The organism is Massilia phyllosphaerae (genome assembly GCF_034659755.1).
Lineage (GTDB): Bacteria > Pseudomonadota > Gammaproteobacteria > Burkholderiales > Burkholderiaceae_D > Telluria > Telluria phyllosphaerae.
On sequence record NZ_JAXSQX010000002.1, the window covers coordinates 1 to 26,193 of the forward strand.

Below are 26,193 nucleotides of genomic sequence, written 5' to 3' on the forward strand. Positions count from 1 at the left end.
ATCGGCCTTGGATTCAACTGGTCAATGCAACACACTAAACTCTGCATGAGCAGAAGGAGTGTTGCGGATGAAGCAGAGACCTAGGATCTACTATACAGAAACGCAGAAGGCGCTCATGTGGGAGCGTTGGAAGAAGGGCGAATCGCTTCATCAAATTGCCGCGCTGTTCGATCGAAATCACTCATCGATACAGCGAATTCTTGCCGAGTCTGTAGGCATTCGCCCTGCGCAAAGGCAGCGGTCAAGGTTAGCCTTGTCACTGGCAGAGCGGGAAGAGATATCGCGCTCGTTAGCTGCTGGTCATCCGGTCCGGCAAATCGCCCAACTTCTTGGACGAGCACCTTCTACAATTAGCCGCGAGATCTGCCGAAATGGCGGCCAGGTGAGCTATCGAGCAAACTGTGCCGACGATGCTGCCTGGAGGCGTGCCCAACGTCCCAAGACATGTAAGCTGGTGGGCAATCCTATGCTGGCAGAAATAGTGGCCACCAAACTTCAATTACAGTGGGCGCCAGAGCAAATTGCCGGTTGGCTCAAGCATACGTTTCCAGGGGATGAGGACTTTCAGGTGTCGCATGAGACGATTTATCGTAGCCTCTTCATTCAGGCACGTGGTGCGCTGAAAAAAGAGCTGTTAGCGCATCTTCGGCGGCCCCGGATCATGCGCCGATCGCGTCATCACACACAAAAAACCGACAACCACGGCAGGATCAAAGATACGGTATCGATCAGCGAACGGCCTGCCATAGTCGAAGATCGAGCGGTACCTGGCCATTGGGAGGGCGACTTGTTGTTCGGGGACCGTAACAGCCAGATCGCCACTTTGGTTGAGCGTCAGACCCGTTATGTCATGTTGGTAAAAGTCGCCAGCAAAGACACCGAAACAGTTATCGATGCATTGATCGATAACGCACGCGAATTACCCCAGGAACTCTATCAATCGCTCACTTGGGACAGGGGTAAAGAGCTGGCTGACCATAAGCGCTTTACGCTTGCTACCGACATTGATGTCTACTTCTGTGATCCGCACAGCCCGTGGCAACGCGGCAGTAACGAAAACACCAATGGGCTATTGCGCCAGTACTTCCCCAAAGGCGTCGATGTCTCGTCATACTCGCAGGCTCAACTCAATGAAGTTGCCCGCAAACTGAATGAGCGACCAAGGAAGACTTTAGAATATCAAACACCCGCTGAACGATTCAGCCAACTTGTTGCGTCGACCGGTTGAATCCAAGGCCAGAAGCAGACATTGAAACCGCAGTGTGTAGAAACGTCGCCACCCCCAATACGTCGCCATAAAGACTCGATCTATGTTATTTGAATCTGAGCAATTTCAAGGACGCCTTAACAAACCTGTCGGTTGGTCGGATCATGTCTTCCGATACACCGAATTCACTGGGATTAACACAGAAGGCGGCGATGTTGACTCAGTCTTCGTATCCTGCAAAATTGAAAACTGCGAATGGTATTGGGGGCTGTTCAATCTTGCGCTCTTCGTTGAAGTCAACTTCCACAATTGCACGTTTAGAGGCACCGCTTTTTCGGGCTCGAAGTTCGTAGACTGCAACTTCACTAATTGCAATTTCCTTAAAGACAACCTCGGCGCGAATTGCTCATTCGACGATGTCGTTTGGTACGGGTGTACACAAAAAAACTGTAAGGAACTCGAGCAAGAATTTCGCAATAAACGCTAACACTCAATAGGGACGCAACTCAGATCGCAGCATCCGCAATGGGTCGGAAGCGGACATGGTCGCAGGTTCGTCCCACGAGGGATAACAATGGTCGCTATGAAAAAATTTGCAACGTTTTTACTAACAATCGTCTCTAGCTTAGCTTTGGCTGGCGAGTCTCTGCCTGCTACTGGTGCCTGGTCTACTGGCGACCTCACGCGGACGCTGGGTAAAGAAGAAGCGCCACACCTGCTTGACGACTGGAGATGGCTTATCGGGGCGGAAAATAGGCCTGTCGTGATCACGACAATGGGTGATGCTTTTGTCCTGAACAAGAAGACCGGTGTTGTTAGCTTTGTTGACACGCTGGAAGGAAAGCTGAAACCAATTGCGGAGAGTCTTGATGCTTTCCATTGGCGCCTGCGCGCAGATCAGGAATTTGTCGATGAGTACTTCGCGACCCAACGGCTTCAGGAGGCCCATACTCGCGGCCTGAAGGTTGGTGAGCATGAGGTCTACTCGTTCGTTCACCCGCCAGTACTGGGTGGCTCCCGAAAGACCGAAAATCTCGAGGCAAGCGATCTGGCTGTACACTTCTCCCTCCTCGGTCAAATCTTCCAGCAACTTCAAACGTTTCCGCCGGGTAAAAAAATTAAGAAAATTAATATGAACTAATTGGCATTGCAGGGTAGCTGGCGATCGACCAGATTAGTATGATCAAGAGGCTGAGCTCAATGACTGAGATCGGCCAGAATCAGACGTCGAAATCATCACGTCAGGATAGAAATGAGTAGATACGTCGCGATGGTGTTTGCCCTGACTGTGCTCTCACCCGGCCTTTCGTGGGCTGATATTGGCCCCGGGTGTAACCCGCGCAGCAGTCAAGTAGAGCTAAACGCATGTGCGAGTGCAGAACTGCTCAAAGCAGACAAAGCGCTAAACGATGTTTACCGCCTACTCGCGACGAGAATGGCAGATGATCCGCTGTTCGTGAAAAATCTTCGATCGGCGCAGCGTGCGTGGGTAGCGTTTCGGGATGCAGAGTTACAAGCTCGTTTCTCATGCTCGGAAGAGGATATTCAGAAATGCTGGGGGAGTATGTATCCCATGCTGTGGAGCTCTCGTCAGTTAGAGCTAACAAAAGAAAGAACTAGGCAGCTCCGGCAGATCCTAAAAGATGGTCCCGGGCAGTAGCGGAATGCTAGAGCTGCCCTAATCCGACTTTTCACCGCGAGCGTCTGCCTTGGGTCGGTTCAGGCCGGTCGTGACAGTCTGATAGTTTTCCACTTCGGCAACATGCTATGCTGGCTCGACCGGCCGCTATCGGCCAAGAGCGGACACAAGAGAGAGAGATACAATTATGAAATCACTTGAGAAATTACTTGCTTTTGCTTTTATCGCAATGATATTCACTGGAGCGTTAGCCCAAGAGACACGGCCCTCTGGCCCTTCAAAACCAACTCAGTCTGAATTTTTTACGTCGCAGGTTGCGATGGTTTTAATCGCACAGCAGGAGCCGACTGCGATCTTCGCATTGACCCTTGGAGCTAAAAAGCCTTTGCCCACTGGCTCAACAATTCAAGTTGAATTCGAGAATCCGAATCGGCCTGACACACCATTCATCGTAGCTGGGGGTGTGCAGAACGGTAAAGTGGTTGCACAATCGCCGCCGTTTGAGGGAATTCATAATAGAACTTCATACCTGACGAGAACAAAAGTGTTTGGAGCTGATCAACAGCTTCTCTCCGTTCACGACCAATGGATTTGGTTCGAGATTCCTCAAGTCATGAGACAGGCCTACGCAACCAAAATAATTGACTGAATTTTCACCGCGCTGAGCGGCAATATTCCTCCTCCCTAAGGTCTGCTTCGGGTCGGAAGCGGTTTGTCGTGACAGTCTGAGAGTTTGTCAGCTCGGCAACCTGCTATGCTGACTCGACCGTCTGCAACCGGCCAAGAGCAGACGTACCAACGCTCAACAAGGAACAAGCAGGACCATGGAAGGCGATAACTTAATGTCGTCCAGGTAGACCAGCACTCGTTCAAAAGCGCATTAGTCATCTGGGCAGAGGCTGTCCGGGATCAGGTAGCAGAGGACACAAGGAGGGGGAGAAATGCGGGTTGAGCCACCAAAATGGATCGCATTAGAACGTATTCTATGGCTGCGCGAAGATGGGACCGAAGTAGAGATATCTGCGAATGTTGGCGAGCCGTACCAGGTTGATAAGGACCTGTGGGCCTGCCCTGTCTCACTCGACGGCTTATTTGGTCGTTTTGCTGACATCTATGGCTTTAGCTCGCTACAGTCACTCTGCCTAGCAATAAGACTGCTGGCGAGTCAACTCCGCCCTCTCGTGGAAACCAACTCGAATCTGGTTTACCTCAGCGACCGTACTTGCAAATGGAATTTAGAATCCCTTAATGCAATCTTTGGGTCCTCTGGTTCAAGCATCTAAGGGGCCGCTCTGGGTCGGTTGCAGCCTGTCGTGATCATTAGTGAAGTTTTTCACTTCAGCAACCTGCTATGCTGTGTCGAACGGCCGGGTTCGGCCAAAAGCGGCCGGTCGCACTAGTTATCGGTGGCTTGTGGACCGGTCAGGTTCTGGCTCCTGTAGCTTTGTGTGAGCTTTTTGTCGCTATACCGCGCTAGACTGCGCAACTACCGAAAATTGGATATCGCATGCACCTGACGGCTTATTTCTCCTTGATCTGCTCAACTATCGCCATGGCAGGCTTCATGCAAGCACGGAGATGGCTGTTCGCCGCCATCTGGGGGTTTTTAGCGGCATATACGCTGTTCGATAAGTTCTATTCCCATGTATTGCCCCAGCCACTAGTTGAATCGTTTTCCGTCATCTCGTTTTTGTTAGCCATACTTGGGTTGACAAAGGTAATCGTGGCGCGGCGTAAGAGGCACAATCGGCAGATATCCCAAGGAACTGCGGAGTAAGCGACATATTTCTAACGTCTGGAATGGGTCGGAAGCAGACGATCATGACAGTTCGAGAGTTTGTCGATTCGGCAACCTGCTATCCTGGCCCGACCGTCCGCTACCGGACAGAAGCGGTCCTTCGCCATCAACCACCAGGGATTGGAATGCCCCGTTCGATAACGAGATATGACAAGCTGTTGGCGACCTTTGAAGAACTGATTGCAGCGATCTCAGACGTTCAAGAACCGATGATTGCCGCCCTTTGTTCGTCATGGGAATCCACGAAAAACGGATATGAACAAGCTTTTCGCTCAGGTGTGACTAAGTCGCAGATTGCGTCTGGTATGGAGCAAGGTTTGCGTGAGCTACCGATGTTGTTTCACGAGATTGGAGGCGAGCACCGAGCTCGACTCTTAAATGTTTTGCACATTGCTATAGCCAAAAACTTCCCAGATTTCTTCAAGAAGGATGCGGCACTGTTAGCCTCTGTCGTGGAACGAAACAAGATCAGAAACGCTCGTGAGTACTACTCGGTCCGTCATCGCATAGACGAGCTGGAAGGTGACGAAAGCAACATTGGCGAGCGCGAACGCCTCTATAAGCTTGTCGATCAATTCGAAAGCTAACGTCTGCAATGGGTCGGTGCCGGCCTGTCGCGACCGTCGATGGATTTTCAACCTGGCAACCTGCAATGCTGGCTTGAACAAACGGGTTCGGCCACAAGCCGCCAGTGTACCTGTGCAGGGAATACAATGGTCCGGCGAGGCGATTCGCCTGACGCCGACATCGTTAATCATGCTCCTAGCCTGACCTATTTATGTACCTGATTAACTCGAAGACCGGAAAACCTGTAGAGGTCACCGATGAGGACCTTGAAGAGTATGGGAGTGGCGAAAAGCCAAAGCGATCAAGCTTTGGAGCGAGACCGAAGAGCAAGGATGACCAGACCGACCGGCCCAGCAAGCTTCCGCAACGGACTTTTGAGACTGAGGGGGCGCCGGCGCAGGATGGTGTGCCCAAAATCACACGCAGCTCCGACTACAAGAAGAAGGTTTCCAAGACCAGTTTCGGGACGAAAAAGCCTGCTCCGGGAGAATATGCAAGGACCTCTGACAAAAAGCCCAAGTACAAGGCGCGCGACCCGGCTCAGCCACGGCAAAAACCGAAGCAACCCGCGCACCAGTATGCCGGATGGCTCTTATCCAAACGGGAGTATTCGGCAGCCGTACTGCAACGCAAACTAGTCCTGCGAGGCTACAGCGAACAGGAGGCAGATGACGCACTGAAACTCCTGCAGGGCTTGAATTACCAGTCAGATGAACGGTATGCGGAGATGAAAACCCGGCAGATCGAACCACGGGTCGGCGACGCGCGAGTCGCCCTGACTCTCCGACAGAAGGGTATCGACGAGCAACTTACGAAGGCAACCATCGCGCAAATGGAGCCGGAAGATGAGCGTGTTGTCGTTGTGGTCGAGAAGTTTCGCAAGGACATTGCACAGACGGGGATGACAAAAGAACTGCGGCAGAAGGTTTATCGCTTCCTGGCTTACCGGGGCTTCAGCGGCCATTCAATAAATATCGCCATGGAGCATCTGCAATCTGGGCCTGAATAGGACTAGACGTTGCACTAGTAATGCGATGTGAAGAGATCAAGGCGCCACGGCTGGGTCTCGCGTTCTTGTTCTGGACGCTCGTGGTCGCAATCAGCGTATCAGGATGGCGGCGTTGGACGCGAAGACGGAAAAGCGGTAGCAGCACACCTGCTTAGGGTTGATACTGCTATATGCCGGACGGCCCGACGGAGGGGGGGGGTGAGCCCATCCAGGATGGCTAAATCGCCTTCGCAGAATGCGCATCCGCCACGAGCGACGAGCAGACATCCATCAAGCGTTCCTTGCAGTCGCTTGCTTGCCGGGACATCAAGCAACCACGTTCTTCGGGGCCCCCGCCACCCAGGCTTCGATATTATCGACCAGCATGTCCGCCAGCGTCTGCATCGCCCCGCCCGAGGCCCACGCCACGTGCGGCGTCAGCACGAAGTTCGGCAGGCGCAGCTTCAGCAGCGGATTCTCGGGCACAGGGGGCTCCTTGCTCAGCACGTCGAAGCCGGCACCGGCAATCACGCCGTTCGAGACCGCCTCGGCCAGCGCCGCCTCGTCGACCAGCCCGCCGCGCGCGGTGTTGATCAGGATGCTGCTCTTCTTCATCGACGCCAGCTCGCGTGCGCCGATCATGTTGCGGGTCTGTTCGTTCAGCGGCAGGTGCAGGCTGACCACGTCGGAGGTCGCCAGCAATTCGTCCAATGACAGCGCCATCACGTCGCCATCCGTGACCGGCGAACGCGACGCCACCGCGATCTCCATCCCGAACGCGCGTCCGATCTGCGCCACCCGCCGGCCCAGCGCGCCGTAGCCGACGATGCCGAGGCGGCTGCCGGCCAGGTCGCCGATCGGATGGTCCAGCAGGCAGAAGCGCGTCGAGCGTTCCCATTTGCCGGCTTCGACGTCGGCCGCATAGGCGCGCAGGTTGCGGCGTACCGCCAGCATCAGCGCGAAGCAGTGTTCCGGCACCGAGACCACCGAGTAATCGCGGATGTTCGCCACCACGATGCCGCGCTCGCGGCAGGCAGCCAGGTCGACGTTGTCGGTGCCGGTGGCGGCCACCGCGATCATCTTCAGGTCGGGCAGCTGGGCCAGCTCGGGCGCGCGCAGCGGGACCTTGTTGGTGATGGCGATGGTGGCGCCACGCAGGCGCGCGACGACGTCGTGCGGCGCGGTGGCGGCGTGGTCCTGCCAGTCGTGCTCGAAGGCAGGGCGGCGAACGTTGGCCAGCAGGCTGTCGCGGTCGAGGAAGACGATACGATGAGCAATACGATGCATGGGCGGATCCCGGAACATGGAACCGCCATTGTAAAGTGAAACGGCCGGACGAAAAAAAGACAGGGCGAACCCTGTCTTTTCGAAGATGGAGAGGCTTGAGCCGCTGGGCTTATTTGCTTGCTGCCATGTCGGCTTTCTGGTCTGCGTGCGCTGCGGTCTTGTCGGCAGCAGCATCGGCTTTGGCCTTTTCGGCCTTCTTGTGGGCTTTGGCCTTGGTCTTGGCGGCGTCGGCTTTTTCAGCGGCGACGTCGGCCTTGGCTTCGGCGGCTTTCTTCTCTACCTTGGCATCGGCTTTGGCGGCCTTCTTGGCTTCCTTGGCTTCGGCCTTGGCGACATCCTTGTCGGCCTTGACGTCGGCTTTGGTGGCTTGCGTCGTCGTCGGCGCCGTGGCGGTCGACTGGGCGGCGAAGGCCGAGGTAGCGAACAGGCCTGCGATCAGGGTAGCGACGATCTTGCTCATGGCGATGTATCCTTCAGGTATTGTTGAAGTAGTGGGACGATTCCCGTGCTGCTGGTCAAGAAACGCAGCTGCTGCAAGGCCGGTTGACACGATTACACACACTTACAACTGAGCACCTGAAAATTATTTCGCCGCAGCGCCCACCTTGGCGTCCACCTTCGCACCGGCCAGCTGCGCCAGCGCCGCCAGCGTCGTCTGCGCCGCATTCAGTCCGAGCAGGAAGTCCTCGTCGGTGTAGTTCGCGAACAGGTCGGTGGGCTGGTGCCAGTGCGGATTCCAGCCGGCGCCGATCTGCATGCCGCGCTCGTTCTCGCGCAGCGAAATCGAGGGCACCAGGTCCATGAACGGTGTCGAGTCGGTATTCGTCATGTGCTGGCCGACCGCGGCCGGATAGTGCGATGCGTATTTTTCGTTGGCGGCGCGGAAGTGCCAGGCCAGCTTTTGCGCACCCTCGGCCTGCTTCGCCGTCGCCTGGAACTCGATGTTGACGTCGGCTTCGCGCCGCTGCGTCGCTGCCGGCACCGCCAGCGGCTGGCCCTTGGCGTCGAGCACCGGCTTGCCGGCGGCGTCCAGCTTCGGCAGCGGCATGCCGTGGTCGAACATCATCATGTCGTGCTGGATCATGCCCAGCCAGCGCGGTTCCGGATACCGCCCCGAGCCCTTCGGCGATTCGATGCCCTGCAAGCCCTTGCGCTGCTCGACGTAGGCGCTGGCGCCGTTCAGCCCGGTTTCCTCGTTGTTCCACAGCGCGAAGCGGATCGTGCGTTCGGTACTGACGCCGGGCGCGTTCAGGATGCGCGTCAGCTCCATCACCAGCGCCGTACCGGAACCGTCGTCATTGGCGCCTTCGCCGAAGCCGAGGCCATCCATGTGGGCGGCGACGATGTACATCTCGTCGGGACGGCTGGTGCCGACCTTGGTGCACACCACTTCCTCGCGCGGCCCGCCCTTGGGGTCGGGCTGCTCGGCGTTGAGCGCGCGCAGGCGGGCGTCGGGCTGCAGTTGGGGATCGGTGTTGACGCCGATCGGCCCGCGCGTGCCGAACAGGGTGCTGCCGCCCTGGCCGGACGGGCCGGCGCGGCCGCCGCCGGTGGGCGCGGGACGGGACCGCGGCACCGGTTTGTATTCGTAGTGGATGCGCTCGGTGGCGCAGCCGTAGGATTTCAGCTGGGCTTCGATCCAGTCGATCGCCTTGCGATTGCGCTCGGTACCTTGCTGGCGGTCGCCGAAGCGGGTCAGTTCCTTGATCGTGGCCTTGTAGCGCTGCAGGTCGAGCTGGCCGACCAGGCTGGCGACCGGGTCGCCGGCGGATGCCGCGTCCTGGGCAAACGCAGGGGCCAGTGTGAAGGCGAAGGTGAAGGGAAGCGCGAAGGCGAGGGCGGGGCGGATGGATTTCACAAAACCTCTTGTCGGAGTGATGGACAGGCCCGCTCAATATAGAGGAGTTTTCATGCACGTTGACTATTTGACAGCAGAAATATTTTTAACCATACTCAGGCGAAATATTTTTTACCGAAGAGATCGCCGTGAGAAAAACAAAGCTTGCCTTGCTGGTCCTTGCCGCCTTCGCCGGCGCCGCTACCGCCTCCGCTACAGTCAACGCGGCAGCGCCGGTGGGCATCGAAGCCAGCCACCTGTCGCATGACGTCAAGGTACTGTCCTCGGACGAATACGAGGGCCGCGCACCGAACAGCGCGGGCGAAACCAAGACCGTTGCCTACATCACCGAGCAGTTCATTCAGGCAGGCCTGCAACCCGGGGGTGACCTCAAGGACGGCAAGCGCGGCTGGACCCAGGACGTGCCGCTCGGCCGCTTCGAGATCAAGGGGCCGGTGACGCTCAGTTTCAGCGACGGCAAAGGGGTGCGGAACCTGACCCAGGGCGAGGAAATCGCCGTGCGCGCCGCCATGAACGGCGCCAAGGGCGTCGAATTCAAGGATGCGCCGCTGGTGTTCGTCGGCTACGGCGTGTCCGCGCCGGAGCGCAAGTGGGACGATTTCAAGGGCGTCGACCTGAAGGGCAAGCTGGCGGTGGTGCTGATCAACGACCCCGACTTCGAGACCGGCAAGGGTGAATTCGGCGGCAAGGCCATGACTTATTACGGCCGCTGGACCTACAAGTACGAAGAACTGGCCAAGCGCGGTGCGCTCGGCACGCTGATCGTCCACGAGACCGCGCCGGCGTCCTACGGCTGGAACACGGTCAAGAATTCGAACACCAACGTCATGTACGACATCGTGCGCAAGGATCCGACCCAGGCGCACGCGCCGGTGGAAGCCTGGATCCAGCGCGACCTGGCCAAAACGCTGTTTTCGCGCGCCGGCCTCGATTTCGACAAGCTCAAGAAGCAGGCCCAGGGCCGCGCCTTCAAGCCGGTCGAGCTGAAGGGCGTCACCCTGTCCGGCAAGTACGGCGTCGACGCCCAGGTGATCACCTCGAAGAACGTGGTGGCGCTGCGCGAAGGCAGCGAGCGTCCGGGCGAGTACGTGATCTACAGCGGCCACTGGGACCATCTCGGCATCGGCCTGCCGGATGCGAAGGGCGACAAGATCTACAACGGCGCGGTCGACAACGCCACCGGCATCGCCGCGCTGCTGGAACTGGGGCGCGTCTACGGCAACGCCCCGGCGCCGAAGCGCAGCGTGGTGTTCCTGGCCGTGACCGCGGAAGAGAAGGGCCTGCTCGGTTCCGAATACTATGCCTCGAACCCGGTCTACCCGCTGGCCAAGACCGTGGGCGTGATCAACATGGATGCGCTCAGCCCCTACGGCCCGACGCGCGACTTCACGATCTCGGGCAACGCCAAGGTCGACCTGCTGGACCAGCTGATCGCCAAGGCCAAGACCTATAAAGTGAGCTACGCTCCGGACCCGACACCGGAAGCCGGCCACTTCTTCCGCTCCGACCACTTCCCGTTCGCCAAGCGCGGCGTGCCGGCGATTTCCTTCGGCTCCGGCGAGACCTGGGTCCAGGGAGGGCGTGCTGCCGGCAAGGCGGCCGAAGAGAAGTACGTGGCCAACAATTACCACCAGCCGTCCGACGAGTGGCAGGCCGAATGGACCTTCGACGGCATGCAGCGCGACCTGGAGATGCTGTACTCGCTGGGGCGCGACCTGGCGGAATCGAAGGGCTGGCCGAACTGGGGCAAGGCGTCCGAGTTCAGGGCGGCGCGCGATGCGAGTGCGGGGGAGCGCAAGTAACGGCCTTTCATTGCACCGTTAGCCCGAACCGTCGCCCCTGCCTTCGCTGGGGCGACGTTCATGCGCAGCCACAGTTAACTGACGTACAGTCCCGCCCGCGCCCGCGCCGTACACTCGGTCATCATGAGCCCGACCAGGTGATGCCATGCCCGACGCACTCAAGCTGTACAAATCGAAACGCGATTTCACGATCACCGCCGAACCCGCGGAAGGCGGCGAAGCCAGCACCGGCGCGCTGACCTTCGTGATCCAGAAGCACTGGGCCACGCGCCTGCACTACGACTTCCGCCTCGAACTCGACGGCACCATGAAGAGCTGGGCCGTCCCCAAGGGGCCCAGCTACGACACCCACGACAAGCGCATGGCGGTCCACGTCGAGGATCACCCGATCTCGTATGCCGACTTCGAAGGCACGATCCCGCCGCACCAGTACGGCGCCGGCAAGGTGATCATCTGGGACAAGGGCACCTGGGAGCCGATCGGCGACCCGCGCCAGGGCTTCGCCAAGGGCGAGGTCAAGTTCGAGATCCACGGCCACAAGATGCGCGGGCGCTGGGTACTGGTGCGCATGAAGGGCCGCGGCGACGACAAGCAGGAACCCTGGCTGCTGATCAAGGAAAACGACGAGTATGCGCGCCCGGCCAGCGAATTCTCGGTGATCGACGCGTTCCCGGACAGCGTCAAGGACTTGCCGATGCCGGCCGGTCCCGGCGAAGCCACCGCGGCGCGCGCCAAGGTCGCCGAGCTGAAAGCCGAAGAAGAGGGCGCTCAGCCCGCCAAAGGCGCTAGGCCGAAGAAAAGTGCGAAGACTGCGACATCGAAAAAAGGCGCGCTGCCCGACGGCGCCGTGAAAGCCGACCTGCCTGAAACCCTGAGCCCCGAGCTGGCCACCCTGGTCGACGGTCCGCCCACGCAGCCCGAGGAATGGATCTACGAGATCAAGTTCGACGGCTACCGCATGCTGACCCGTATCGAGGGCAAGGACGTCCGCCTGATCACCCGCAACGGCAACGACTGGACCGACAAGCTGAAGCCGCTGCAGAAGGAAATCGCCCGGATGAAGCTGCCGGACGGCTGGTACGACGGCGAGATCGTTGTCCACGACGAGAACGGCAAGCCGAATTTCAACCTGCTGCAGCTGGCCTTCGACGGCAGCAACAAGGCGCAAATCATTTACTTCGTTTTCGACGCGCCTTACTTCAAGGGTCACGACATCCGCAACGTGCGCCTGGACGAGCGCCGGCCGCTGCTCGAAGAAGCGCTGGCCAGGAAGCCATCCGAGATGGTGCGCTTCTCGGCCGAATTCGGCGACGACCCGGCGCAACTGGTGGTCGCCGCCTGCCAAGTGGGCCTGGAGGGCGTGATCGGCAAGCGCCGCGATTCGCGCTATGTCACGCGCCGCTCGCCGGAATGGATCAAGCTGAAATGCGGGATGCGCCAGGAATTCGTCATCGGCGGCTACACCGACCCGAAAGGCTCGCGCACCGGCATCGGCTCGCTGCTGTTGGGTTACTACGACGAGAGCGGCACGCTGCGCTACGCCGGCCACGTCGGCAGCGGCTTCAATGGCGCCTCGCTGCGCCACTTGCGCGAAGTGCTGGAATCTATCGGCACCGACGAAAATCCGTTCCCGCCACGCGCCGTGCCGGGCCGCAAGAGTCATTGGGTCAAGCCGGAACTGGTGGCCGAAGTGAGCTTTTCGGAGTGGACCCTCGCCGATGCGATCCGCCATCCGGTATTCCAGGGGCTGCGCAAGGACAAGCCGGCGCGCAGTGTGGTGCGCGAGCAGGCCAAGCATGTACAGGAGGCAGAATCCATGAGCGCAACAAAGCAGCCGGCGGACGAGGCGGCACCTGACGCGCAATCCAAGCCGAAGAAGGCCAGCCGCGCCAAGTCATCGAAAGCCGCGCCGGCACCGGCACTGCCCGAGGGATTACCGACGAGCTTCAAGGTCACCCACGGCGAGCGCGTGATGGACGCCGACAGCGGCACCACCAAGCTGGACCTGGTGCGCTATTACGCGCTGGTCGGCCAGCTGATGATGGCGCACCTGGAAGGGCGCCCGGTCTCGCTGGTGCGCGCGCCGGAAGGCGTGGGCGGCGAGCTGTTCTTCCAGAAGCACGTGACCGACACCCGCAAGATGCCGGGCGTGGTCCAGATGGACCAAAAGCTCGACCCCGAACACCCGAGCATGACCCGGATCGCCACGCTCGAAGGCCTGCTCTCGAGCGCACAGTGGAACATGGTCGAGATCCACAGCCAGAACGCCACCGCCGATCATTACGACACGCCGGACCGCATCGTGTTCGACCTCGACCCGGGCGAGGGTGTCGAGTGGGCGCAGGTGCAGGAGGGCACCCAGGTAGTGCGCGCCTTCCTGCAGGAGCTGGGCCTGAACCCCTTCCTCAAGACCAGCGGCGGCAAGGGCCTGCACGTGGTGGTGCCGATCAAGCCCAAGCTGGACTGGGACACAGTCAAGGATTTCGCGCACGCGATCGTCAATCACCTGACCAAGACGCTGCCGGATCGCTTTGCGGGCAAGAGCGGCGCCAAGAACCGCGTCGGCCGCATCTTCATCGACTACCTGCGTAATGGCCGCGGCGCGACCACGGTGTCGGCCTGGTCGGCGCGGGTGCGGCCGGGGCTCGGCATTTCGGTGCCGGTGCGCTGGGACGAGTTGCCCGAGCTGACTTCGGGGGCGCACTGGACGGTGAAGACGGTCGAGTCGCGGCTGGCGGTGGGAAATGCGCCGTGGGTGGATTATGAGAAGAGTGCGACGACCTTAACCAAGGCGATGAAGACGCTGGGGTACACGCCGCCGAAGAAGTAAATGCTGAAAACCCGTCGTTCCGGGCATTGCCCTAAACGACTCCCCGCGAAGGCGGGGACCCGAGTTTACACTGTGTCGTTTCGGCTTCGATAGCACCGCGATGGTTTGGCTGTTGCCGAATTTGGTCAGGAACTTGGGTCCCCGCCTGCGCGGGGGCGACGTCTGGAGGCACGTCGAGCACTCAAGCCGCGTTTTCGTTCCTGAAAATCCCCCGCACATTCATCGCCAGCAGGCCTGCCTGCAGCGCAATCAGCGCCCAGGCCCCGTCGTGCACGCCCCACACGATCCACAAGGCGTTACTGAGGATAAAGGTATAGAACCCGAGGATGCGCCGGTTGGCGCGCCGCGCGCCGACCAGGAAGGCGGCGCACAGCGTGATCACCATCGCCGGCCACTGCAGAAAATTGACTAAGCTGTCCCAATCCACTCAGGCCGCCTTCCTGCGCCGGGCCGGCGCCTTTTCCGCAGCCGGTTTCGCTGCAGCCGACTTGGCGGCGGTAGCGCGCTTTGCGGCAGGCTTTGCAGCCGGCTTGGCCGCAGCCTTGGTCGCGCTTTTAGTTGCGGCCGTGCGCTTGGCCGCGGTGGCGTGCGCCGTGCTGCGCGCGGGTGCCTTGCGTGCCCGCGGCGGCGGTGCATCGCCGGCGTCGTCGTCATCGTCGGACGGCTTGCGCGACTTGCGCGGCGGCGGATCGTCATCATCGTCGTCATCGTCGGCCGCCGCCTTGGCCGGCTTCTTGCCGAGGCTGGCCTGCAGCAGCGCGACCAGATCGATGACGTTGCTCTTGGCCGGCTTGTCTTCTTCCGGTTCCGGCTCGGTGATGGTCTTGGTCTGGTTGGCGGCGATCTTGTTCTTGATCAGCGCCATGATGTCTTCGCGGTAGGTGTCGTGATACTGCTGCGGCTTCCACTTCTCGCTCATGCCTTCGACGAGCGCCTTGGCCATCTGCAGTTCCTTTTCCGTCACCTGGGCCGCCTTGGAATCCGCGTCGGGGATCTTCAGCTCGTCGGTGGGGCGGATCTCGTCCGGATAGCGCAGCGTGTTCAGGACGATGGTGTCGCCCACGCACACCAGCGCCGCCAGGTGCTGCTTGACGCGGATGACGACGTTGGCGATGCCGATCTTGCCGACCTCGCGCAGGGTCTCGCGCAGCAGCGCGTAGACCTTGTCGCCGCCCTTGCCGGGGGCGAGGTAGTAGGGCTGCTCGTAGTACAGCAGCGGCACCTGGTCGGCATTCACGAAGGCGAGGATGTCGATGGTCTGGGTCGCCTCCGGGTTGGCGCGGCGCAGGTCTTCGTCCGACAGCACGACATATTCGCCGTCGCTGTACTCGTAGCCCTTGATGATGTCGTCCCAGGAGACTTCCTTGCCGGTGTTCTTGTTGTAGCGCTTGAAGCCGATCGGCGCGAAGTCGCGCCGGTCGAGCATGTTGAGATCAAGACCATGGTCCGTGACCGCCGGGTACATCTCGACCGGGATGTGAACCAGCCCGAAGCTGATCGCACCTTTCCACATACTCCTCGCCATCGTGCTTCTCCTGTAGTGGGGCCTCGAACGAGCTACTGCGCGGCCGCATGCGCAGCCTGCGATGCTCGCCGTACCGAATGTACGGCTGCGCTTCTCGGCCACGCCTGCGGCCGCTCGCTACGCTCGTTCGAGGCCCCGTTACGTTATTGATTACTCGCCTACCGAACCGGTAATCGGGAGGACGACACCGGTTACATAACCCGAGCACACGCTCGATGCCAGGTAGACGTAGGCCGGCGACAGCTCTTCCGGCTGGGCCGGACGGCCGAAGGTGGTGGCCTGGCCGAACTTGGCGATGTCTTCCGGCGTCTGGTCGACCGGGTTCAGCGGGGTCCAGACCGGGCCCGGGGCGACCGCGTTGACGCGGATGCCCTGTTCCAGCAGGTTGGCCGCCAGCGACATGGTGAAGGCGTGGATCGCGCCCTTGGTGGTCGAGTAGTCCAGCAGTTTCTTCGAGCCTTTCAGGCCGGTGACGGAACCGGTGTTGACGATGGCGGCGCCGCGCTTCAGGTAGGGCAGGCAGGCCTTGGCCATGTGGAAGTAACCGTAGATGTTGGTCTTCATGGTCTCGTCGAAACGGTCTTCGGTCAGGTCGAGCAGCGAGTCGGCGTGCTCCTGGAAGGCCGCGTTGTTGACCAGCACGTCGAGGCGGCCAAAACGGGCCACGATCTGGTCGACCGCCTGCTGGCAGAATTCCATGTCCTTGACGTCGCCGGCGACCGTCACGCACTGCTGGCCTTCGGCCTCGATGTAGCGCTGGGTCTCGGCCGCGTCTTCGTGTTCGTTCAGGTACAGGATGGCGACGTCGGCGCCTTCGCGCGCGAACAGGATCGCCACGGCGCGGCCGATGCCGGAGTCGCCGCCGGTGACGATCGCCACCTGGCCAGCCAGCTTGCCGCTGCCCTTGTAGCCCTCGGCCATGAATTTCGGCTTCAGTTCCATCTGCGCTTCCAGGCCCGGCTTGGCCAGGTGCTGGGCCGGGAAGTCGCCCGCCGGCTGCTGTACGCCGGTCTGGGCCGCTTTCTGCTCGCTGCCGCCGGATTCGCTCTTCTGCTTGCTGCCGTCCGCCTGGTCCTGGCGGTTCTGGATTGCCTTCTGCTTGTTCGCTGCGTCGTCCTGAATGGCCATGTTGCCCTCCTTGTTCGTGATTCATTCAGTATTCACTCGTCGCGCCGCGGCCGACCGTGCGCTTCCACACACATGCGGGGAATCGGCGCCAGCGTGTAATATGGGAGGGTGCCTTATGGCAAACTTGTCACCTTCATGGAATGGGAAGCGGGAGTAAAGATGTCGACGGCAGAGGTGCGGAATACAGGAAAGAGCGGGATCTATCTGAGCCCGGTGGCGCAGCGGCGTGCGGATTTCGGCAACGCCTGTGGCGGGCTGTTCGACGACCTGCAGCTGGCCGACGGCGCCGAGCGCGCATTGGCCCGCATCGCCGCCGGCCAGCCCGACCTGCTGGTGATCGACCTCGATCGCTTCGAACCCGCCATCGACCTGGCCGCGCTCGGTGAGCTGGTGGCGCGCAGGGGCGGGGCGCCGACGCTGCTGCTGTGTCCTTACGCCACGGCGCGCTGGGTGCCGGCGCTGGCCGCGTTCGGCCCGGTCACCTATGCCGTCACTCCGATCGATGCCGATGCGCTGCAGGCTGCCGTGGCGCAGGGGTTGGCCGGTATTGCGCCGCCCTCCGCCGTCACGGCCGACGCGGCACGCCTGCGCGCGCTGCTGGCATTGCACACGCGGGTGCAGGCGGCGCTGCGCACGGCCGACGACATCCAGGGGCTGGCCGAAGGCCTGTGCCGCGCGCTGGCCGGCTGGCCGGGCGTGCGCCACGCGGCACTGTTCCACCGCAAGCCGGACGGCGACCTGCAGCTGGAAGCCCAGGCAGGAAGAGAGAGCGATGAGGGCGCACCGGCGCTGGCGCTGCAGACGCTGCTGGGCCGCCCCGACCGCCTGTTGCAGGCGCCGCTGCGTCACGCCTTCCCGGGCCTGCTGGCCGCCGCCACCGGCGAACTGGTGCTGCTCGACACCCTCGACCAGGCTGGCGAGCCGGACCTGGCCGCGCTGCTGCGCACGCACGGCGTGGCGATGGCGCTCGGCATCGCGATCCCGGCCGACGGCCCGGGAGCGCCGCGCGGCGCCCTGTCGCTGCTGTGGGAGCATTCGCGTGCGCTGGCGCCCGAGGAATTCGCGGCGCTGCAGGACGTCGCCGCCCAGGCCGCGCTCGGCCTGCGCCTGGCCGAGATGGCGCTCGAAAACGAACAGCTGCTGGCGCGCGTGACCTATATCTCGACCATGGATGCGCTGACCGGCGTCGCCAACCGCCGCCATGGCGAAGAACTGCTGGAAAAGGAAATCCGGCGCGCGCGCCGCTACCGCGTGCCGCTGGCGCTGGTCGCCTTCGACATCGACCGCTTCAAGGCCATCAACGAGCGCTACGGCGATCCGGTCGGCGACGTGGTGCTGCGCAGCGTGTGCGAGGCGGCGCAGGCGGTGCTGCGCGGCAGCGACGTGCTGGTGCGCTCGGGCGGCGAAGAGTTCCAGATCCTGGCGCCGCACACCAGCGCCATCGACGCCCTCAAGATGGCCGAGAAGCTGCGGGTGGCGATCGCCCAGGCCGAGATCCCCGGGGCCGACCACGTCACCGTCAGCCTGGGCGTGGCCCAGCTGGGCGAGCAGGAGAGCGCGGACTCCCTGGTGCAGCGCGTCAACGCGGCGCTGGCGCGCGCCAAGCGGGCCGGCAGGAACTGCGTCGAACTGGCGATGCAATAATCCATGCTGGATTGGCTGAGGCATTACCGGCGCGCCGACCTGGCCGGCGACGTCGGCGCCGGCATCATCGTCGCCATGATGATGATCCCGCAGGGCATGGCCTACGCGCTGGTGGCCGGGCTGCCGCCGGTGGCCGGCCTGTACGCCAGCATCGCGCCGCCGCTGCTGTATGCGCTGTTCGGCACCAGCGGCGCGCAGTCGGTCGGGCCGATGGCGATCATCGCGCTGATGACGGCGTCGGCCCTCGGTCCGCTGGCGGTGCCCGGCAGCGCACTGTACGGGATGCTGGCCGGCCAGCTGGCCCTGCTGTCCGGCGCGGTACTGCTGGCCTGCGGCCTGCTGCGCGTCGGCTTCCTGGCGAATTTCTTTTCGCGGCCGGTGATGAGCGGCTTCACGCTCGGCTCCTCGATCGCGATCGCGCTCGGCCAGCTCGATACGCTGCTGGGCGGCGCGCCGCTGGCGCCGCACGGGCCGAGCGTGCTGCTCGGCGCCGGCGCCATCGCCTTCTTGCTGCTGGCGCGCCGTTACGGTGCCGGCCTGCTGCGCCGGCTCGGCTTGACCCCGGGAGCGGCCGACATCGGCGCGCGCCTGGCGCCGATGCTGCTGGTGCTAACCGCGATCGTGCTGGTGACGCTGCTGCACCTCGACCAGCGCGGGGTGCGCGTGATCGGCGCGGTGCCGTCCGGCCTGCCGCAGCCGGCGCTGCCGCTGGCGGACGGCTACTGGCAGGCGCTGGGCAAGCCGGCGCTCCTGATCGGTTTCATGAACTTCCTGATCGGGATGTCCGGCGCCCAGGCGCTGGCGCACAAGCGCGTCAACCAGCCGCACGAAAAGCTGCGCACCAACCGCGAACTGGTCGGCATCGGCCTGGCCAACGTCGGCAGCGCGCTGTCGGGCGGCTTTCCGGTCACCGGCAGCCTGTCGCGTTCGGCTGTGAACTTCGCCGCGGGCGCGCGCACCCAGCTGGCCGGGGTGATCAGCGCGCTGCTGCTGGCCGGCGCGCTGGTGCTGCCGACCGGCTGGCTGGCGCTGCTGCCGCTGCCGGTGCTGGCCGCCACCATCATCGTCGCCGTGCTCGGCATGCTCGACCTGGGCACGCTGCGCACCGCCTGGCATTACGACCGCGCCGATGCGCTGGCGCTGGTGGCGACCGGCGCCGGGGTGCTGCTGCTCGGCGTCGAGTCGGGCGTGGTGCTGGGCCTGGTGCTGTCGTTGGGCGCGATGATCTGGCGCGAAAGCCGGCCGCACATCGCGGTGCTGGGCCGCATCGCCGGCACCGAGCATTTCCGCAACGTCGAGCGTTATCCGGGGCAGACCGAGCCGCGCGTGCTGCTGCTGCGCGTCGACGCCGGCCTGTTCTTCGGCAACCTGGAGGCGGTGGCGACCCGTGTCGAGGACGAACTGGAAGCCCAGCCGCAGGCGCGCCACCTGGTGCTGGTGCTGTCGGCCGTGAACGCGATCGACACCTCGGCCCTGTTCGGCCTGCTGGAATTGAATGGCACACTGGCGAACCGCGGCGTGATGCTGCATTTGGCCGAGGTCAAGGGACCGGTATTGGACCGGCTGCGCGGCTCGGCGCTGCTGCAGGCGCTCAGCGGGCGGGTGTTCCTGAGCACCGCGAATGCCTGGGATGCGCTCGCACGGGACGGCGGCTGATTGCAAGGCCGCGCCGGCTGTGGCAGGATGGTTCCAACGACTTCTTCAAAGGTGGAACCATGCCACGCGCAAGCACGCTCTTCTTTATCGCTGCGGCCATCGGCCTGTATATCATCGGGCTGACCACGCCGGCGCAGTTCGCGCTGTTCCTCGGCATGGGTTGCGAAATCGTGGCCGCCAAGCGCGCCATGGACAAGCTGCGTGCGATGCGCCAGGCCCGCGTGGCCGCCCGTCCGGCGCGTGGCATGCGCGGACGCCGCTGAGCGTCTGCCGCCGGACCCGCTGCGGTCCGGTATCCATATGATCGATCCCGTTGCCGGCACTTCGTGAAGCTGCCGGTGTCCGTGGATTCGCCTCTAAGTCCGTGTCTTAGCCCCGTGCCACCAGGGCAATCGACGCGGCGCCGCATTCACTGCGCCATCTTGATGTTCAGCCAAGTTTGATCTAAATGCACCGTCACGGTGCATATTCTGCGTTGTTGGTGCACAACGCGCGCGCCCTCCATCGCAGCACGCCGATTCCGCACCGATTCCACACTTTATTTGGCTGGCATGCTTCGTGCTGAAGCAGAAGCATGCCTGACTGTACACGTTCTGCACCGTCCACCACCGCGCCACCCTGGCAGGCCAGCCTCGGCCTGCGCTTCGAGGATGATGCCGGCACCACCCGCCTGACCGGGCGCGAGCACCGCGGACCGCTGCGCGTCCAGAAGGCGCTATATCCGGAAGGTGCGCGCACCTGCCACGTGATCGTGGTCCATCCGCCCGGCGGCGTGGTCGGCGGCGACCGTCTCGAACTCGATGTCGACCTCGGCGCCGCGACCCGCGTGCTGGCCACCTCGCCCGGCGCCACCAAGTGGTATCGCGCCAACGGCAAACACGGGGAACAGGCTTCGCGCCAGCGCGTGCGCCTGCGCGTCGGCCCCGGCGCGGCGCTCGAGTGGCTGCCCCAGGAAACCATTTTCTACGACGACGCCGACGTGGTGCTCGAGCACGAGGTCGAGCTGGCCGCGGACGCGCGCTACATCGGCAGCGAGATCCTGTGCTTCGGCCGCCGCGCCGCCGGCGAGACCTTTCGCAGCGGCCAGGTGCGCCAACACACCCGCATCAGGCAGGGCGGGCGCCTGGTCTGGTGGGAGCAGGGAACGGTCGGCCCCGGCCTGGCGGCGGGCGACGTCATGCGCAGCCCGCTCGGCCTGGCCGGCCACAGCGTCTGCGCGACCCTGGTCGCGGTCGGCAAGCCGCTGCCGGCGGCCCTGTTGCACGCCTTGCGCGAGGCCGACCCGACGCTCGGCCTGAGCCAGGTGAAGAACGTGTTCGTGGCGCGCCACCTGGGCGACGACAGCGAAGCGGCGCGCGCCTGCCTGCTGCGCGTCTGGCAGACCCTGCGCCCGCATCTGCTGGATACGCCGGCACGCGTGCCGCGCATCTGGAATACATGAAGAGGAACCCGGCATGGACCTGACCCCACGCGAAAAAGACAAGCTGCTGATCTTCACCGCCGCGCTGCTGGCTGAACGCCGCCGCGCGCGCGGGCTGAAACTGAACTACCCGGAAGCCGTGGCCCTGATCACGGCGGCAATCATGGAAGGCGCGCGCGACGGCCGCAGCGTGGCCGAGCTGATGAGCGACGGCACCCGCGTGCTGGCGCGCGCCGACGTGATGGAAGGGGTACCCGAAATGATCCCCGACATCCAGGTCGAAGCCACTTTCCCGGACGGCAGCAAGCTGGTGACCGTCCACAATCCGATTCCCTGAACGAACCCGCAACCGACGCTGCAAGGAGGTGAGACCATGAAAATCGCGCTACTGACCGCCCCGGCCCTGGACACCGTGCGTCCGCAACTGGTCGACCTGTTGCTGGACGCGCTGGCGCACGGCGCCTCGATGGGTTTTCCGGCCGGCCTGACGGCAGGCGCCGCCGACCATTATTGGCGTGGAGTCCAGGCCGGCCTGCAGGACGGCACGCGCATGCTGCTGGCCGCGCTGCACGAAGGCAAGCTGGCCGGCATCGTCCAGCTCGAGCTGTACCGGCGCCCGCATGGCTGCGACGGCGCCGAGCTGCAGACCATGATGGTGCACAGCCGCGCGCGCCGGCGCGGTATCGGCAGCGTGCTGCTGCGCGCCGCCGAAGCCGAGACGCGCGCCCTGGGCCGCACGCTGTTGTTCCTCGACACCGAGCCCGGCTCCGCCGCCGAAGTGCTGTACCACGGCCTCGGCTACACCCGTGTCGATGCGCTGGCCGACGACGACGGTCCGACCGCGATCTATTACAAATCGCTGCGCATGCCGGAGCTTGCATGATCCCGGGCGAATATCTTTTGGAAGACGGCGAGATCGAGATCAACGGCGGCCGCCGCACCGTCACCATGGTGGTGGCGAATGCCGGCGACCGTCCGGTGCAGGTTGGCTCGCATTACCATTTTCACGAGGTCAACGATGCGCTGCAGTTCGAGCGCGACGCGGCCCTCGGCATGCGCCTGAACATCGCCGCCGGCACCGCGGTGCGCTTCGAGCCGGGCCAGCGCCGCACGGTGGAACTGGTCGACCTGGACGGGGCGCGCACCGTGGTCGGCTTCCAGGGCCGCGTGATGGGCGCACTGGCGCCGGATTCCAGCAAAGGGGGAGACTGAATGGCCACGATCACGCGCCAGGCTTACGCCGACATGTACGGCCCGACCACGGGCGACCGCATCCGCCTCGCCGACACCGGCCTCGTCATCGAGATCGAGCGCGACTACGCGACCTACGGCGAGGAAGTGAAATTTGGCGGCGGCAAAGTCATCCGCGACGGCATGGGCCAGTCGCAACTGACCCGCGACGGCGTCATGGACACCGTCGTCACCAACGCCGTCATCGTCGACCACTGGGGTATCGTCAAGGCCGACATCGGCATCAAGGACGGCCTGATCTTCGGTGTCGGCAAGGCCGGCAACCCCGACATCCAGCCGGGCGTGACGCTGCCGATCGGCGCCGCCACCGAGATCATCGCCGGCGAGGGAATGATCGTCACCGCCGGCGGCATCGACAGCCACATCCACTTCATCTGCCCGCAGCAGATCGAGGAGGCGCTCACCTCCGGCATTACCACCATGCTGGGCGGCGGCACCGGGCCCGCGGTCGGCACCGCGGCCACCACCTGCACGCCGGGCGCCTGGCACATCCACTCGATGCTGATGGCGGCCGACGCTTTCCCGATGAACCTCGGCTTCCTCGGCAAGGGCAACGTCAGCCGCCCGGGGCCGATCGAGGAGCAGATCGAAGCCGGCGCCATCGGCCTGAAGCTGCACGAGGACTGGGGCAGCACCCCGGCCGCGATCGACAACTGCCTGGCGGTGGCCGAGCGCATGGACGTGCAGGTGGCGCTGCACTCGGACACGCTGAACGAGGCCGGCTTCCTGGAATCGACGCTGGCGGCGTTCAAGGACCGCACCATCCACACCTTCCACACCGAAGGCGCGGGGGGCGGCCATGCGCCGGACATCATCGCCGCGGTGGGGCAGGCCAACGTGCTGCCCTCGTCGACCAACCCGACGCGCCCGTTTACGGTGAATACGCTGGACGAGCACCTCGACATGCTGATGGTCTGCCACCACCTCGATCCGGCCATCGCCGAGGACGTGGCGTTCGCCGAGTCGCGCATCCGGCGCGAGACCATCGCCGCCGAGGACATCCTGCACGACCTCGGCGCGATCTCGATGATGTCGTCCGACTCGCAGGCCATGGGCCGGGTCGGCGAGACCATCCTGCGCACCTGGCAGACCGCGCACAAGATGAAGGCGCAGCGCGGTCCGCTGCCCGAGGATTCCAGCCGCAACGACAATTTCCGCGTCAAGCGCTACGTGGCCAAATACACGATCAACCCGGCCCTTACCCACGGCATCGCGCATGCTGTCGGTTCGATCGAGGCCGGCAAGATCGCCGACCTGGTGCTGTGGCGCCCGGCCTTCTTCGGCGCCAAGCCGTCGATGGTGCTGAAGGGCGGCATGATCGCGTCGAGCCTGATGGGCGATCCGAATGCCTCGATCCCGACGCCGCAGCCGGTGCATTACCGGCCGATGTTCGGCAGCTTCGGCGGCGGCTTGAAGAAATCGTTCACCTTCGTGTCGCAGGCGGCCTACTACGCCGGCATCGGGCAGCAGCTCGGCCTGGCCAAGACCCTGATCCCGATCCGCGGCACGCGCGGCCTGCGCAAGGCCGACATGATCCACAACGGCGCCACCCCGCACATGCAGGTGGACCCGGAAACCTACGAAGTGCGTGCCGACGGCCAGCTGCTGGTGTGCGAAGCGGCCAGCGTGCTGCCGCTGGCGCAGCGGTATTTCTTGTTCTAGATGCGTTCATTCTGAAGGATTCGCCATGCTGTCCCTGCATACCAAAATCGCCACCGCCGACACCGTTCACGACGAGCTGGTGCTGCCCTACGACCAGCGCGAACGCTGCCGCCAGCGCGCGTGCCTGGCGTCGGGCGAGGAGGTGGCGCTGTTCCTGGTGCGCGGCACGGTGCTGCGCGACGGCGAGCTGCTGACCGGCGAAGGCGGCCCGGCGGCGCGCGTGGTGCGCGTCGTGGCGGCGCCCGAGCCGACCTACCTGGTGCGTTGCCGCGATGCGACCCAGCTGGCGCGCTGCGCCTTCCACCTCGGGAACCGCCACACCCGGACCGAGGTCGGCCCGGGCTGGCTGCGCATCCGCGTCGATCCGGTGCTGAAGGAAATGCTCGAGGGCCTGGGCGCCGAGGTCGCCGAAGAAGTGGCCAAGTTCGAGCCGGAGGCGGGCGCGTATGGCGGCGGCCACGGCCACCACCACGACGACGACGGCCATCGCGGCGGCCTGCTGGCGCCGGTGCCGGTGCGCCAGCGCATCCACCGGCCGTCCGATCTGACCGCGCCGGCTGCTACTGCGGCTGCCACGACCCCGGCCGAACCGGCATGAACGCGGCCAGCCTGCTGCACCTGCTGCAGTTTGCCAGCCCGGCGCTGCCGATCGGCGGCTACAGCTATTCGCAGGGGCTGGAAGCCGCCCTCGAGGGGGGCCTGGTGCACGACGCCGCGTCGGCACGCGGCTGGATGGTGCGCTACCTGCACGAAGTGATGGCGCAGTGGGACGGCCCGCTGCTGTGGCGCCTGCTGAAAGCCTTCGAGGCGCGCGACGGCGCCGCCGTGGCGCTGTGGAGCGAATGCTTCCTGGCCTCGCGCGACACCGCTGAACTGCGCGCCGAGACGGTCCAGATGGGCTACTCGCTGACGCGGCTGATCGCGGAGCTGGGCGTGGCCGATGCGCAGTTCAAGCTCCATCCCTTGTTGGGCGACGAGGTGTCGCTGCCCACCGCCTTTGCCTGCGCCGTCGACGCGCTCGACATCCCGCACGAGGAAGCTTTGCTGGCCATGCTGTTTTCCTGGCTCGAAAACCAGGTGCTGGTATGCGTGAAGTCGGTGCCGCTGGGGCAGGTGGCGGGGCAGCGCCTGCTGCTGTCGCTGCGTGCCGACCTGGAGCAGGCGGCCGTCACCGCGCGCACGCTGCCGGACGAGGCGCTGTCGAACTGGTCGCCGGGCCTTTCCATGCTGTCGATGCGGCACGAGGTCCAGCATGGCCGACTGTATCGATCCTGATTTTTTATGAAAGCTGATATGACATCGAATCCCGCACTTTCGACCTTACGGGTCGGCATCGGCGGCCCGGTCGGCTCCGGCAAGACCGCGCTCTGCGAACGCCTGTGCCAGGCCATGCGCGACGACTACGACATGGCCGTCATCACCAACGACATCTACACGCGCGAAGACATGGAGATCCTGCTGCGCGCCAACGCGCTGCCGCCCGAGCGCCTGATGGGCGTCGAGACCGGCGGCTGCCCGCACACGGCGATCCGCGAGGATGCCTCGATCAACCTGGAAGCGATCGCGCGCCTGCAGGCCGATTTCCCCGCGCTCCAGCTGGTGCTGGTGGAATCCGGCGGCGACAACCTGGCCGCCACCTTCAGCCCCGAGCTGTCCGACCTGACGCTGTACGTGATCGACGTCGCCGGCGGCGAGAAGATCCCGCGCAAGGGCGGGCCGGGCATCACCCGCTCCGACCTCCTGATCATCAACAAGACCGACCTGGCGCCGCACGTGGGCGCCGACCTGGACGTGATGGCCAGCGATGCGCGCCGCCAGCGTGGCGCGCGGCCCTTCGTGTTCACCAACCTGCGCACCGGCGAAGGCGTGCAGGCGGTGGTCGACTTCATCCGCGAGCAGGGACTGCTCGATCACTAATCAACAGGGAGAAA

Annotated in this window: 28 protein-coding genes and 1 pseudogene; 22 read left to right on the forward strand and 7 right to left on the reverse strand. The window is 63.6% G+C overall.

Annotated features, from left to right (window positions below):
* The first annotated feature begins 67 nt into the window (after positions 1–67).
* The 9 genes from U1H99_RS08120 to U1H99_RS08145 all read left to right on the forward strand — a co-directional run bounded on the left by U1H99_RS08120 (position 68) and on the right by U1H99_RS08145 (position 6,220).
* Entirely contained in the window at positions 68–1,228 is a 1,161-nt protein-coding gene (locus tag U1H99_RS08120; RefSeq protein ID WP_323141227.1) for an IS30 family transposase, read from the forward strand.
* Positions 1,229–1,310: 82 nt separating this feature from the next.
* The gene (locus U1H99_RS30105) at positions 1,311–1,694 is read left to right on the forward strand and encodes a pentapeptide repeat-containing protein (RefSeq protein WP_375341590.1); all 384 of its coding nucleotides are present in this window, start codon (positions 1,311–1,313) and stop codon (positions 1,692–1,694) included.
* 96 nt (positions 1,695–1,790) lie between these two features.
* Complete coding sequence (locus tag U1H99_RS08125) at positions 1,791–2,348, forward strand: T6SS immunity protein Tdi1 domain-containing protein (RefSeq protein WP_323141228.1); 558 nt, start codon at positions 1,791–1,793, stop codon at positions 2,346–2,348.
* A 129-nt stretch (positions 2,349–2,477) separates the two neighbouring features.
* On the forward strand, positions 2,478–2,867 hold the full coding sequence (locus tag U1H99_RS30110; RefSeq protein ID WP_375341601.1) for a lysozyme inhibitor LprI family protein: 390 nt from the start codon (positions 2,478–2,480) through the stop codon (positions 2,865–2,867).
* A gap of 166 nt (positions 2,868–3,033) precedes the next feature.
* Positions 3,034–3,495: a hypothetical protein gene (locus U1H99_RS08130; RefSeq protein WP_323141229.1), complete on the forward strand. Its 462-nt coding sequence runs from the start codon at positions 3,034–3,036 to the stop codon at positions 3,493–3,495.
* A gap of 292 nt (positions 3,496–3,787) precedes the next feature.
* Positions 3,788–4,129 (forward strand): DUF6968 family protein, encoded by a 342-nt coding sequence (locus U1H99_RS30115; protein ID WP_375341591.1) that lies wholly within the window; start codon positions 3,788–3,790, stop codon positions 4,127–4,129.
* Positions 4,130–4,353: 224 nt separating this feature from the next.
* Entirely contained in the window at positions 4,354–4,623 is a 270-nt protein-coding gene (locus U1H99_RS08135; RefSeq protein ID WP_323141230.1) for a hypothetical protein, read from the forward strand.
* 44 nt (positions 4,624–4,667) lie between these two features.
* On the forward strand, positions 4,668–5,231 hold the full coding sequence (locus U1H99_RS08140) for a hypothetical protein (protein WP_323141231.1): 564 nt from the start codon (positions 4,668–4,670) through the stop codon (positions 5,229–5,231).
* A gap of 191 nt (positions 5,232–5,422) precedes the next feature.
* Complete coding sequence (locus tag U1H99_RS08145; RefSeq protein ID WP_323141232.1) at positions 5,423–6,220, forward strand: regulatory protein RecX; 798 nt, start codon at positions 5,423–5,425, stop codon at positions 6,218–6,220.
* Positions 6,221–6,526: 306 nt separating this feature from the next.
* Here the strand turns inward: U1H99_RS08145 and U1H99_RS08150 are convergent, their stop codons facing one another.
* The 4 genes and pseudogenes from U1H99_RS08150 to U1H99_RS30125 all read right to left on the reverse strand — a co-directional run.
* Positions 6,527–7,486 carry a D-2-hydroxyacid dehydrogenase gene (locus U1H99_RS08150; RefSeq protein ID WP_323141233.1) on the reverse strand — a complete coding sequence of 320 codons (960 nt, stop codon included), beginning with the start codon at positions 7,484–7,486 and terminating at the stop codon, positions 6,527–6,529.
* Between the two features lie 109 nt (positions 7,487–7,595).
* Complete coding sequence (locus U1H99_RS08155; protein ID WP_323141234.1) at positions 7,596–7,946, reverse strand: hypothetical protein; 351 nt, start codon at positions 7,944–7,946, stop codon at positions 7,596–7,598.
* 123 nt (positions 7,947–8,069) lie between these two features.
* Positions 8,070–8,876 (reverse strand): M28 family metallopeptidase, encoded by an 807-nt coding sequence (locus tag U1H99_RS30120; RefSeq protein ID WP_375341602.1) that lies wholly within the window; start codon positions 8,874–8,876, stop codon positions 8,070–8,072.
* 54 nt (positions 8,877–8,930) lie between these two features.
* A pseudogene (locus U1H99_RS30125) lies at positions 8,931–9,062 on the reverse strand (peptidase M28); the annotation flags it as partial.
* A 410-nt stretch (positions 9,063–9,472) separates the two neighbouring features.
* Here U1H99_RS30125 and U1H99_RS08165 point away from each other — a divergent pair.
* Positions 9,473–11,146: a M28 family metallopeptidase gene (locus U1H99_RS08165; RefSeq protein ID WP_323141236.1), complete on the forward strand. Its 1,674-nt coding sequence runs from the start codon at positions 9,473–9,475 to the stop codon at positions 11,144–11,146.
* 145 nt (positions 11,147–11,291) lie between these two features.
* On the forward strand, positions 11,292–13,976 hold the full coding sequence (ligD, locus tag U1H99_RS08170; RefSeq protein WP_323141237.1) for a DNA ligase D: 2,685 nt from the start codon (positions 11,292–11,294) through the stop codon (positions 13,974–13,976).
* A gap of 181 nt (positions 13,977–14,157) precedes the next feature.
* On the opposite strand, the gene U1H99_RS08175 is transcribed toward ligD, so the two are convergent.
* The 3 genes from U1H99_RS08175 to U1H99_RS08185 all read right to left on the reverse strand — a co-directional run bounded on the left by U1H99_RS08175 (position 14,158) and on the right by U1H99_RS08185 (position 16,629).
* Positions 14,158–14,403 carry a hypothetical protein gene (locus U1H99_RS08175; RefSeq protein WP_323141238.1) on the reverse strand — a complete coding sequence of 82 codons (246 nt, stop codon included), beginning with the start codon at positions 14,401–14,403 and terminating at the stop codon, positions 14,158–14,160.
* Positions 14,404–15,501: a non-homologous end joining protein Ku gene (gene ku / locus U1H99_RS08180; protein ID WP_323141239.1), complete on the reverse strand. Its 1,098-nt coding sequence runs from the start codon at positions 15,499–15,501 to the stop codon at positions 14,404–14,406.
* 150 nt (positions 15,502–15,651) lie between these two features.
* Positions 15,652–16,629, reverse strand: coding sequence for an SDR family oxidoreductase (locus U1H99_RS08185; RefSeq protein WP_323141240.1), 978 nt, complete (start codon positions 16,627–16,629; stop codon positions 15,652–15,654).
* A 159-nt stretch (positions 16,630–16,788) separates the two neighbouring features.
* Between U1H99_RS08185 and U1H99_RS08190 the strand changes: the two genes are divergently transcribed.
* The 11 genes from U1H99_RS08190 to ureG all read left to right on the forward strand — a co-directional run bounded on the left by U1H99_RS08190 (position 16,789) and on the right by ureG (position 26,179).
* The gene (locus tag U1H99_RS08190; protein ID WP_323141241.1) at positions 16,789–18,273 is read left to right on the forward strand and encodes a GGDEF domain-containing response regulator; all 1,485 of its coding nucleotides are present in this window, start codon (positions 16,789–16,791) and stop codon (positions 18,271–18,273) included.
* 3 nt (positions 18,274–18,276) lie between these two features.
* The gene (locus tag U1H99_RS08195) at positions 18,277–19,929 is read left to right on the forward strand and encodes a SulP family inorganic anion transporter (protein WP_323141242.1); all 1,653 of its coding nucleotides are present in this window, start codon (positions 18,277–18,279) and stop codon (positions 19,927–19,929) included.
* Between the two features lie 59 nt (positions 19,930–19,988).
* Positions 19,989–20,192 (forward strand): hypothetical protein, encoded by a 204-nt coding sequence (locus U1H99_RS08200; RefSeq protein ID WP_323141243.1) that lies wholly within the window; start codon positions 19,989–19,991, stop codon positions 20,190–20,192.
* A 311-nt stretch (positions 20,193–20,503) separates the two neighbouring features.
* A complete protein-coding gene (locus tag U1H99_RS08205) occupies positions 20,504–21,370 on the forward strand; it encodes an urease accessory protein UreD (RefSeq protein ID WP_323141244.1) in 867 nt (288 codons plus the stop codon).
* 13 nt (positions 21,371–21,383) lie between these two features.
* The gene (locus U1H99_RS08210) at positions 21,384–21,686 is read left to right on the forward strand and encodes an urease subunit gamma (RefSeq protein ID WP_141829232.1); all 303 of its coding nucleotides are present in this window, start codon (positions 21,384–21,386) and stop codon (positions 21,684–21,686) included.
* 36 nt (positions 21,687–21,722) lie between these two features.
* Complete coding sequence (locus U1H99_RS08215) at positions 21,723–22,232, forward strand: GNAT family N-acetyltransferase (RefSeq protein ID WP_323141245.1); 510 nt, start codon at positions 21,723–21,725, stop codon at positions 22,230–22,232.
* Positions 22,229–22,561 (forward strand): urease subunit beta, encoded by a 333-nt coding sequence (locus U1H99_RS08220; protein WP_323141246.1) that lies wholly within the window; start codon positions 22,229–22,231, stop codon positions 22,559–22,561. Before U1H99_RS08215 ends, U1H99_RS08220 begins: the two co-directional genes overlap by 4 nt.
* The gene (gene ureC / locus U1H99_RS08225) at positions 22,562–24,262 is read left to right on the forward strand and encodes an urease subunit alpha (RefSeq protein ID WP_323141247.1); all 1,701 of its coding nucleotides are present in this window, start codon (positions 22,562–22,564) and stop codon (positions 24,260–24,262) included.
* 25 nt (positions 24,263–24,287) lie between these two features.
* Complete coding sequence (gene ureE, locus U1H99_RS08230) at positions 24,288–24,860, forward strand: urease accessory protein UreE (protein WP_323141248.1); 573 nt, start codon at positions 24,288–24,290, stop codon at positions 24,858–24,860.
* Positions 24,857–25,537 carry an urease accessory protein UreF gene (locus U1H99_RS08235; RefSeq protein WP_323141249.1) on the forward strand — a complete coding sequence of 227 codons (681 nt, stop codon included), beginning with the start codon at positions 24,857–24,859 and terminating at the stop codon, positions 25,535–25,537. The genes ureE and U1H99_RS08235 overlap by 4 nt, the downstream gene beginning before the upstream one ends.
* Positions 25,538–25,555: 18 nt before the next feature.
* Positions 25,556–26,179: an urease accessory protein UreG gene (gene ureG / locus U1H99_RS08240; protein WP_323141250.1), complete on the forward strand. Its 624-nt coding sequence runs from the start codon at positions 25,556–25,558 to the stop codon at positions 26,177–26,179.
* Positions 26,180–26,193 lie beyond the last annotated feature (14 nt).